Source organism: Streptomyces sp. 8L (assembly GCF_020176795.1).
Lineage (GTDB): Bacteria > Actinomycetota > Actinomycetes > Streptomycetales > Streptomycetaceae > Streptomyces.
Genome location: NZ_JAIUKE010000170.1, coordinates 1 through 9,509, shown reverse-complemented (window position 1 = coordinate 9,509; position 9,509 = coordinate 1). Strand labels below are relative to the sequence as shown.

Genomic DNA, 9,509 nt, shown 5'->3' with positions numbered 1-9,509 from the left:
ACCCCGCACACCCCCCCCGTCCCCCCTTTCGGGGCCCCCCCGGGCCGGGGCCCCCGGCCCCCCCCCCCCCCCCCCCCCCCCGGGCCCCCCCCCCCCCCCCCGGCGCCCCGGGGGCTCCACCGAAAGCAGAGGGCGCGCCACGCCGCCCGATGATCGCCGCCCCTGTGTCCCAACCCCGACGCAGGAGCGACACCGCACCGCCTGTCCGGAGTCGCAACGCCCCCACACCAAGGGAAGTGAGAGTCCATGGAACAGTTCGAGCGCGCACGCCTCGATTCCTACTTCGCACGAATCGCCGCAGCGTTCGCGCCGGTCGACCGACCGTCGTCCTTCCTGATCACACATCTCCTGCCCGAGCGGCCGTCATTCGTTCGAGCGGTCGGGATCGGGACCAAGCTGCGGGCGGTCCTGCCCAAGCCGAAGTCCATCGATCCCGCGGCACGCCGGGAGATCGAGAGGACGACGCAATGCGACATCCTGTCGCGCGAGCTGTTCGAGGACGCCGAGGCCACCGTCGACTACGTCGAATCGCGAGCAGCCGGCGAGAACGTCGTTCTCTGCGATGTGGGCGGATACTTCGCCCCTACCCTGGACACGCTGTGCGACCGCTTTTCCGGCCGAATCCTTGGCGTCGTAGAGGACACCGAGAACGGGCACAAGCGCTACGCCGAACGCGACAAGCTGCCATGTCCCGTCGTCTCCGTCGCCCGCTCGCCGCTGAAAGACCCCGAGGATTTTCTCGTCGGTCAATCCGTCGTGTTCTCCACCGAAGCACTCATGCGCAGCCGGGGGGACATCCTTCACGGCCGGCCCGCGCTGGTGATCGGTTTCGGCAAGCTCGGCTCCAGCATCGCCCGCCTGCTGCACGCAAAGGGTGTACAGGTCACCGTTCACGACGTGGACCCCGTTCGGCGCACACAGGCCCTCTCGCAGGGATTCACGGTGGCACGCGATCGTGACGCCGCGCTGCACGGCGCGGGCCTAGTCCTGTGCGCAACGGGCGCCGTCTCCCTTCGCGGCGAGGACTTTTCCACCCTGCGAAACGGCGCCTACGTCGCGACGGTCACCAGCAGCGAGGACGAACTCGACCTCGCCGCCCTGCCGAACGTCTACCAGCGAACGCCCAACGGCGAGCACGTCACCCGGTACCAGACAACCGGCCACTACTTCTACTTGCTCAACGGCGGCAACGCCGTCAACTTCCTGCACGGCGCCAGCGTGGGGCCGTTCATCTTCCTCGTGCAAGCGGAGATACTCGCGGGCGTCCGAATGCTCACCCACGGCGACCTCGGACACGGTATGCACGAGGTAGACGCTGCCGACCGCGCGGCCATCGCCGGAACGTGGCTCGACTACTACAACCGCTAGGAGACAGCACCCCATGCCGATCACGGCACAGCATGTCCGCGACACCCTCGACACCTACCTCGCCAGACACCCGGACGAGAAGGACAGCCTGTCTGCCCTCTCCCAGGTGCTCGACGAGGCCGGCGACTCGATCGCCTCGCGGAAAGAGTTTCGCGGACACGTCACGGCCGGCGCCGCCCTGCTCCGCCCTGACGGCCGCGTCCTGACCATCGAGCATCGCGCCCTGCGAAAGTGGCTGCTGCCCGGCGGACACGTTGAGCAGACCGATTCGACCCTGCTCGACGCCGCCCTCCGCGAGCTCGCGGAGGAAACCGGCATCAGCCCCGACAAGGTCGAGCCGGACAGCGGCACGCCGCTTCACGTCGACGTGCATCCGATCCCGGCCAACCCTGACAAGGGCGAGGACGCACACCAGCACTTCGACTTCCGGTACCTGTTCCGCACCACTGCCGACACGGTCGAGCTGCAAGAGGAGGAGGTGACCGCCTACTCCTGGCAGTTCGCCGACATGCTGACGGCCGAGCCGCTGCGCTCGCGGGTCATGGCGGCAATCCGCCCGTAGAGCTCTTGGCGGCGCAACGACGCCCCCGGCGATCATCCGCCGGGGGCGTCGCGCGTATCACCACAGGTCAGGCCGCGAGTGTTTCAGACTTACTGTTGCACATCAGGGTCGCCACGCGCTCGTCGTCGCACACCCCCAGTTCGCCCCTGAGCGCCGCGGCGAGCTGCACCGCCCGCCCGCCGGCCTCCGCGAAACTCCGGCGCCGGGGCTCGGCCTCTCCGGTCCAGGTGGTGATCCGTGACGTCGCGTGCATCGTCATGCCATGACGAAGGATGCGGGTCACGGTCAGCGGTACGTCCTGCATCGTGCTCAGCACGGCGACCTCCCGAGAGCGGCGGTTCCCAGCGCGCGGTGGCGGCTGCTGCGGATGTCTGGATTCTGCGCGGACCGCGGCGTGAAAGTCACTACCCAGGAGTACACGAGCGTCTCGACGGTTCAGCGCGGCTGTGGTTGCGCGGCGCCGTGGTCGCGCGCCGCCGTGGTTGCGCGCCGCCCTGGTTCCGCATCGCGCGGTTCCGCGACCCGCCCGTCTCGCTGCCCGCACTCTGCCCGCGGCGCGCACCCCCGCGTACTTCCGCGTCCCCGCCCCGCGCGAAGACTTCCCCGCCCTCTCTCTTCCCCCTACGGGCCGGGCCCTGGTTTTCCCCCGACCGCCGTCCCCGGTCGCTCGCGCCGCCGCGCCGTCCCGCCGTACAGGCGGCCAGGTCCCCCGAGGGGCCGCTGCGGCGCGTTCGGCCGCGGGCCGGTTCCCGTACCGCCGGGACCGCGATCATGCCCGCGGTCAGCGCGATCGGCACGCGATCAGTGCGTGGGGGCCAGCTCTGGGTCCTCGCGGAGCTTGGCCAGCGCCCGCGACACCGCACTCTTGACCGTGCCGACCGAGACGCCGAGCACCTCGGCGGTCTGCGCCTCGCTCAGGTCCTCGTAGTACCGCAGGACGACCATCGCGCGCTGCCGGTCGGGCAGACGCAGGACCGCGCGCCACATCGCGTCGTGCAGGACCTGGTGCTCGGCGACGTCGTTGTCGTCGCCCCGGGCCGCGGCGGGCTCCGGCAGTTCCTCGCAGGCGAACTCGTCGACCTTGCGCTTGCGCCACTGCGACGTGCGCGTGTTCACCAGCGCGCGGCGGACGTAGCCGTCCAGGGCACGGTGGTCCTGGATGCCTTCCCAGGCGACATACGTCTTGGTCAGCGCGGTCTGGAGCAGGTCTTCCGCGTCCAGCGGGTTGGCGGTCAGGGAGCGGGCGGTTCGCAGCAGTACGGGCCCCCGCGCCCGTACGTACGACGAGAACGAGGCGTAGGGCGCGTGGCCGTGGCTCACGGCCTTGGAAGCGCTCGTGCACACAGGCGTGGTCATGTCCTCAACGCTAGGAGTGTGTGCGTTCGCGGGGATCGGCCCCAGGTCCCGAAGCCGTCTCCCCCTCAGGGTGTAGGGCTCCGGCAGGCCCCACCTCCTGAGGGTGGACGGCGCGAGGTGAACGGCATCAGGGTCGTCCCTGGGTGAGGCCCCGCGACGCCCTGGGCGAGCCCTGACCGAGACCTCGGGCGAGCCCTGACGGAGGGCCTGGGGACGAGCCCTGAGCAAGGCTCCGGGTGGGGCGACCACCAACGGACACGGCGCAGCGGGGCGCGCGGGGTGCTCTCGCACCGTTCGCGCGGGCCGCTGCTTCCTGTCACCGCTCAGTCGGTTCCCCGGGCTCCCCAGCCCCTGCCGAACCGGTCACCACAGGTGGTGGAAGGCCACCGAGACGTTCTCGTTGTGCTGGTCGATGGCCGTGAAGGCCGAGCCGACCACATTGGCCGTGTTGTTCTGGTTCGACGCACCGGCACCGGTCGCCACCTGCTGCGTGGTGGTGGAGTTGCCGTAGTTGTTGTGACCGACGCCGCTGCCGGCAAGGGTCGCCACCGTCGCGTTCGATCCGTGGTCCGCGGCACCACCGTTGTCAGCCGTGGCAACCCCCGTGAACAGCGCAGCAGCGAGGGGGAGAGCAGCAACAGCGGCGATGACGCGGACGGTACGGATGCTTGCCATGTCTTGTTCCTCCAGAGAACCAGATGTACAGCTTCGAGCAGCTGCATAACAGCTTGAACTGCGGCTTTGCCCAAGGCGGTTGGCCGGCCGCCTCGGTCGTGTTCTCGACGTCGCGAGATCAGAATTGCCCACCGCGTCCCCGGCGAACCAGCCCGAGGGCACCCATTCCCTCGCAAGCGTGAGGACTTGTCGATAAACCCTTTTCATGACTTGAAGCGAACTTTGCGGGGCGCGCGGGACAGCACGGACCAGACGGGGCAAGAGGTGAATCGTTCCCGCTGATATCCGGCACGTCACCCGTGGCACGGCGTGCCGTGGCCTCGGATCGACTCATGCGTTCGAACGCGTAATCGAATCTCTCTTCCGTCCCATCGAACGAGTGTGCGAAAATAGACCTCATGGCCACCACCGCCCGGCACGCCGCCACCCTGGCTCTCGCATACGCGCTCTCCGCCGCCGAGCGGGGACTTCCCGTCTTCCCGCTGTCCCCCACGAAGCTCCCGGCCCTGCGATCGCCGCACCGGGACCAGCCGGGACCGGTGCTCTGCAGAGGCGAGTGCGGGCTCCCGGGCCACGGCGTGTACGACGCGACCACCGACCCGGTCGCCGTACGGGCCCTGTTCGACGCCGCCCCCTGGGCCACGGGATACGGGATCGCCTGCGGGCGCCCCCCGTACCACCTGATCGGCATCGACCTGGACATCAGCGGCCACGAACCCGCGGTCGGCAACACGCCCGACTCGGTGGCCGCGCTCCAGCAGATCGCGTTCGAGCACCTGTTCACGCTGCCGGAGACGGTCACCGTGCTCACGCCCAGCGGCGGCCGGCACATCTGGCTGAGCGGCCCGGCGAACGTGGTCGTGCCCAACTCGGCGGGCCGGCTGGCGCCCGGCATCGACGTGCGGGGCACCGGTGGCTACCTGGTGGGTCCCGGCTCGGTCTCCGCGCGCGGGGCGTACCGCCTGGCGCCGGGAACGGCCGACCTCGCCGCCCCCGCGCCCTGCCCGCGCGCACTGCTGCGCCTTCTCGCTCCCCCGGCCCGGGCCGCACACGCCCGCCCGGGGCGCCCGGGGCGACAGGGCGAGGGACTGGTGCAGTTCGTGCTCGCCGCGCACGAGGGGCAGCGCAACACCCGCCTGTTCTGGGCCGCGTGCCGCGCGTACGAGCACGGGTTCGGCGAACTGCTCGCGGACACGCTGGTGGAGGCGGCGCTGCACACCGGGCTGACGGAGCAGGAGGCCCGCGCCACCGTCGCCTCCGCCCGGCGGCTCACACGCGAACGCTGAGGCGCGCACGCCGACGCCGGGTCCGGCCCGGGACCGGCCGGGGGGACGATGCATGGCGTGGCGTCGGACCGCTTCCGCGGCGGACGCGGTGACACTGCGATGCGGTGACACTGCCCGGTGCCGGCGCAGACACGTGGCGCCTCCGGCACTCCACGGTGCCGGACGGAGCAGACACATGGCGCCGCCCGGTGCCGGAGCACCGGACGACGCCACGTGGCAGACCTGCCGCGTTTTACCGAAGTCACCGCAGTTACCGCTCGTACCGCGGCCACCGCACGCACCGCAGTTACCGCTCGTACCGCGGGTACCGCAATCACGCGCGTACCGCAGTCACCGCACGCACCGCGGACGACGCAGGTACCGCGGACGACGCGTGCACCGCGCACGAGGCCGATATCGCGCCGCATGACGCATGCGCCACGTCTGCCCAGTGCCGCCGGTACGGCGAGGGCGAAGGCGACGACGGCGGACCGCCGGACCACCGCTCTGACGAACGGTGCGACCCGTCGGCCGAGCGCCGGTTCTCGCCACCGGCGGCGCCGGTGTCAGGATCGGGGCGTATCACCCCGCCCGCGAGGGGCACCCTTGGTCCCGTCCTCGGTCTCGGTCTCGGCCTCGATGCGCTCCTTGCGCACGGTGCCGCTGACCGTCTGCTGCTCGACCTTGTCCTCGGTCGTCAGCCGGACGCGTTCCACGGGCTCGGTGCGCATCTCCACCACGGGGCGCTCCTCGTGCAGCGTGACCTCGCGGTCGGCCTCGGAGATGTCCACGCCCCCCCTCGCGGAGTCGCGGTTGGCGTCCGTGATGGGCTCCCTGACGACGCGTACCTCCTCGTGGTGCACGGGGACGGTCTGCTGCTCCTCCTCCGTCACGACGTACTTGTGCAGCCGTGCCCGGCCCGCGTCGTGGCGCTCGGTGGAGACGTGCATCCGCTCCTCGGAACGGGTCATCGCGATGTCCTCGCCGGTGTCCCCGCCCCGGGCCGCGGCCGTGGTGTCCTTGCCGAGATCCTTGTCGAGGCCCGGAGCGCCGCCGGCCATCGGCGCGCGCGACTGCCGCATCGCGGCGTCCTCGTCCGCGGCCGTCCCCGTGTCGCGCCGTCCGGCCATACCCGCGGCCCCGGCACCCGCCGCGCCGACGCCGCCCGCGGCGCCCGGCCCGACGTCGGACTTGGCGTCCTTGCCGCCCATCCCCTGGTCGCGAGACGAAGCCTCGCCGTCGAGACCGTAATACGTGTAGAGCCGGTGCTCCTCCTGCTCGGAGAGGTGCCCGCCGGCATCGATGTCGACGTTCGGAGCGTCCTTGACCTGGTCCCGCCCGTAGGGGACTTCCAGGTGGTCCTGCACCAGATTGGCGTCATGCGTGGGGATGAACGACTCGCTCGACCCGAACATCCCGGTCTTCACGGTGACCCACTCGGGATTCCCCGTGGCGTCGTCGTAGAAGACGTGCTTCGCACTGCCGATCTTGTTCCCGCCGGAATCGTAGACGGGGTGGTCCAGGACCGCGGGGATCTGTTCCTGTGTGATCATCGCGTTCCCTCCTTGGTTCGCGGTTCCTGCACCGGGTAACCACATCCCGCTTCAAAACCCATCAGAACGGCATTAATCGCAAGAAATCTGCCCTTCGCATCACGGAGAGAGCTTCCTCGCAGACCTCCCCCGGCCTTCTCCCGGGTCTCCGCTCCCGTTGCGGTTCCGGGTGTCTTACCAGGTCAACGCGGGTACGAATCGGCTCGGCTCGGATGCTGAACCCTGGCCTCCGCCCCCACCGAACCAACCGCGCCGAGGATGAATCGACACGCGAACGCGGCGTGCCCCTCCGGCCAAGACGGCACTCACCGGCTGGGGGGCGCGGCCGGACGGTGCCGTACGCACACACGCACGCGGGCACGGCTGCCACCACGGCCACCACGGCCATCCCGTGGCGCCCGAATGAACAGGGGCCCGGATGGAACGGATATCAGCGCATACGTCCGAACCGCATGTCACGGCCGCCGTACCGCAGTGTCACAGGGATGTCCCGGGGCACCTTGGCCATGAACTGCCTGGGCAGGGGCCGGATCGGAGTAGAGCAGAACGGCTTGCCCAGCAGGGCACGCAGCCCAACGGAACCTCGGGAGACACCATGCGCATTCAGAAGATCTCGGTCCTCACCCTCGTCGCCGTGGCCGCCGGTCTCTCACTGACGGCCTGTGACAAGGGCAGTGACAACAGCAGCGCTTCGGTGAGCTCAAGCTCCAGCACCGCGGACAACCAGGGCGCCTCCGCCAAGACCAAGACGGACTCCGCCGCAGGAGCCGCCAGCGGAACCAGCCTCTCCAAGAGCTCGGGCTCCGGCTCCGGCTCCGGCTCCGGGTCCACCTCCGGTTCCGGCACCGCCTCTGTCACCGGCACCGACCCCGGCGCCCCGGCCGGCCCCTCCGGCAGCACCTGCCGCACCGCGAACCTGTCCTTCACCACGTCGGGCGGCATGGCCGAGGGCGAGCTCATCGTGAACATGAAGAACACCGGCTCCAGCACCTGCACGATGCACGGCTTCCCCGGCGTCGACCTCAAGGGCCGCGACGGCACCGTCAGCGCCACCCGCACCAAGATCAACGCCCCCGACGTCAAGCTGGCGGCCGGAGAGGAGACCCGCTTCACCCTGCACTACCCGGAGAACAACACCGGCGGCTCCGGCGTCACCTTCACCAGCCTGATCGTCACGCCCCCCAACGAGACCCACTCGCACACCATCCACACCGGCATCAACATCCCGGCGAACAGCAACTCCACCCCCACCATCACCGTCGACCCGGTCGGCTCGGGCAAGTAACCCGCGCCGCGCACATCCGCCCCACCCAACCGGGCCGGCAGGGTCCGAACGCCCCGCACGGGGCCGACCGCCTCCAGGCGCGACCGGCCCCGGCGGGGGCGGCGAGACCAGCCCGACCCACGGCCCCGGGCCTGAAGAACACTCCCCGCCACCGGAACGCGTCGCCGCCAGCCAGCCCGAAGCCTCCCCCGCCTGCGCCGCGTTCCGGAGAACACGTAGCGCCCCAGCGTCGGACGATGCGGAAGTACCGTCACGGGACCGGGGGCGTGCGCGGGGCGCGAGAGCGCCCCCACACCCGTGCACCAGGTCGGAAGCAGACCAACCCTCGTGGCGGGTGCCGCAACCGGTACGCTGTAGCCCGTTCCGCGGCAGGCGAGGCGGAGCGAGGTGGGTTGCCCGAGCGGCCTAAGGGAACGGTCTTGAAAACCGTCGTGGCAGCGATGTCACCGTGGGTTCAAATCCCACACCCACCGCAGGTGAACGGCCCCTGACCAGCCAAGACGCTCGGGGGCCGTCGCCATGCCCGGTACCCGTCCGGCACCGCTGCTCCCCCTGGTTTCCCGCCCTATCGGGCACGGATGGGGCACGTGGGGGGCACGTCATCCGAAGATCAAAGACGTGCACCGGCCGTCCGCCGACTACCGGTTGATCGGAATCTCGTACACGATCTCGCAGTGCGCGGCAGGCACCACGATGTCCGCCGTCTCGACCGGCTGCCCCTGGTCGCTGTAGTAGGTCCGCCGGATGTGCGTGACGAGGGCGGCTTTCTGGATGCCGAGTAGCGAGGCCTCCTCGGCAGTCGCCTGCCTGGGCTCCGGCTGTTCTACGGCATGGGTGACGGTCACACCGATCACGGCCATGCGGTTCAAGACACCGGCGCCTGCGTGCGGCCCTCCCTCGGGCAGGACGACGAGCGACCCGGCTGTGAGGTCGTAGGGCTCCCAACTCGTCGACAACTGCACCGGCCTGCCGTCCGCCAGGAACTCGTACACCGTCCGGACACACAGTTCGCCCTCAGCGATCCCGAGCCGTGCAGCGATGTCGGCAGGCGCCGGCACCTTGGCGTCGGTCCGGCTCTCCCAATCGCCCTGCCTGCCCACGGCCTTCATGTCCGCCCGGAACGGCGACGCGCCCGGCTGCTCCCGCGCCGACGACCGAACGACCCGCACCCGCTGCCGGGGCTCGGCGACGTACGTGCCCGAACCGGCTCGTCCTTCCAGCACGCCCTGGGAGATCAGCAATTCCTGTGCCCGGCGGACCACGTTCTCGCCCACTCCGCACTCCTGGCCGATCTGGGCGCGGGACGGCAGGCGATCCCCCGGCTCCCATACGCGCTCCGCGATCCGACGCCGGAGTTCGTCGGCGCTCTTAGAAGTCATCTCATTTGGTGAGGCGTCGGTAGCAGATGAGAGTTGCGGCGATGCCTGCGAAGGCGAGGAAGTGTT

General features: G+C 70.4%; 8 protein-coding genes, 1 tRNA gene and 1 pseudogene. 5 read left to right on the top strand and 5 right to left on the bottom strand.

All coding sequences use genetic code 11. From position 1 onward, the window contains the following. Positions 1-246: 246 nt before the first annotated feature. Together LCE31_RS16010 and LCE31_RS16005 are read left to right on the top strand one after the other, a co-directional pair. Positions 247-1,368: an adenosylhomocysteinase gene (locus tag LCE31_RS16010; RefSeq protein WP_225014933.1), complete on the top strand. Its 1,122-nt coding sequence runs from the start codon at positions 247-249 to the stop codon at positions 1,366-1,368. Between the two features lie 13 nt (positions 1,369-1,381). Next, positions 1,382-1,930, top strand: coding sequence for an NUDIX hydrolase (locus LCE31_RS16005; RefSeq protein ID WP_225014932.1), 549 nt, complete (start codon positions 1,382-1,384; stop codon positions 1,928-1,930). A gap of 91 nt (positions 1,931-2,021) precedes the next feature. On the opposite strand, the pseudogene LCE31_RS16000 reads toward LCE31_RS16005, so the two are convergent. The 3 genes and pseudogenes from LCE31_RS16000 to LCE31_RS15990 all read right to left on the bottom strand — a co-directional run. Beyond that, positions 2,022-2,246 (bottom strand): annotated as a pseudogene (locus LCE31_RS16000) (fatty acid--CoA ligase); the annotation flags it as partial. 485 nt (positions 2,247-2,731) lie between these two features. Next, on the bottom strand, positions 2,732-3,286 hold the full coding sequence (locus LCE31_RS15995; protein ID WP_225014931.1) for a SigE family RNA polymerase sigma factor: 555 nt from the start codon (positions 3,284-3,286) through the stop codon (positions 2,732-2,734). A 363-nt stretch (positions 3,287-3,649) separates the two neighbouring features. After that, a complete protein-coding gene (locus LCE31_RS15990; protein ID WP_225014930.1) occupies positions 3,650-3,961 on the bottom strand; it encodes a hypothetical protein in 312 nt (103 codons plus the stop codon). Between the two features lie 398 nt (positions 3,962-4,359). On the opposite strand from LCE31_RS15990, the gene LCE31_RS15985 reads away from it, so the two are divergent. After that, entirely contained in the window at positions 4,360-5,247 is an 888-nt protein-coding gene (locus LCE31_RS15985) for a bifunctional DNA primase/polymerase (RefSeq protein ID WP_225014929.1), read from the top strand. A gap of 545 nt (positions 5,248-5,792) precedes the next feature. Here the strand turns inward: LCE31_RS15985 and LCE31_RS15980 are convergent. Continuing rightward, positions 5,793-6,779 (bottom strand): PRC and DUF2382 domain-containing protein, encoded by a 987-nt coding sequence (locus LCE31_RS15980; protein ID WP_225014928.1) that lies wholly within the window; start codon positions 6,777-6,779, stop codon positions 5,793-5,795. 595 nt (positions 6,780-7,374) lie between these two features. Here LCE31_RS15980 and LCE31_RS15975 point away from each other — a divergent pair. Further along, on the top strand, positions 7,375-8,064 hold the full coding sequence (locus LCE31_RS15975; RefSeq protein WP_225014927.1) for a DUF4232 domain-containing protein: 690 nt from the start codon (positions 7,375-7,377) through the stop codon (positions 8,062-8,064). 386 nt (positions 8,065-8,450) lie between these two features. Continuing rightward, positions 8,451-8,537, top strand: a tRNA-Ser gene (locus LCE31_RS15970). A 165-nt stretch (positions 8,538-8,702) separates the two neighbouring features. Here LCE31_RS15970 and LCE31_RS15965 read toward each other — a convergent pair. Further along, a complete protein-coding gene (locus LCE31_RS15965) occupies positions 8,703-9,443 on the bottom strand; it encodes a GntR family transcriptional regulator (protein WP_225014952.1) in 741 nt (246 codons plus the stop codon). Positions 9,444-9,509 lie beyond the last annotated feature (66 nt).

Excerpts from the sequence above, each read along its gene's own strand:
- LCE31_RS16010 (WP_225014933.1), top strand. The coding sequence starts at position 247 with ATGGAACAGTTCGAGCGCGCACGCCTCGATTCCTACTTCGCACGAATC.
- LCE31_RS16005 (WP_225014932.1), top strand. The coding sequence starts at position 1,382 with ATGCCGATCACGGCACAGCATGTCCGCGACACCCTCGACACCTACCTC.
- LCE31_RS15995 (WP_225014931.1), bottom strand. The coding sequence starts at position 3,286 with ATGACCACGCCTGTGTGCACGAGCGCTTCCAAGGCCGTGAGCCACGGC.
- LCE31_RS15990 (WP_225014930.1), bottom strand. The coding sequence starts at position 3,961 with ATGGCAAGCATCCGTACCGTCCGCGTCATCGCCGCTGTTGCTGCTCTC.
- LCE31_RS15985 (WP_225014929.1), top strand. The coding sequence starts at position 4,360 with ATGGCCACCACCGCCCGGCACGCCGCCACCCTGGCTCTCGCATACGCG.
- LCE31_RS15980 (WP_225014928.1), bottom strand. The coding sequence starts at position 6,779 with ATGATCACACAGGAACAGATCCCCGCGGTCCTGGACCACCCCGTCTAC.
- LCE31_RS15975 (WP_225014927.1), top strand. The coding sequence starts at position 7,375 with ATGCGCATTCAGAAGATCTCGGTCCTCACCCTCGTCGCCGTGGCCGCC.
- LCE31_RS15965 (WP_225014952.1), bottom strand. The coding sequence starts at position 9,443 with ATGACTTCTAAGAGCGCCGACGAACTCCGGCGTCGGATCGCGGAGCGC.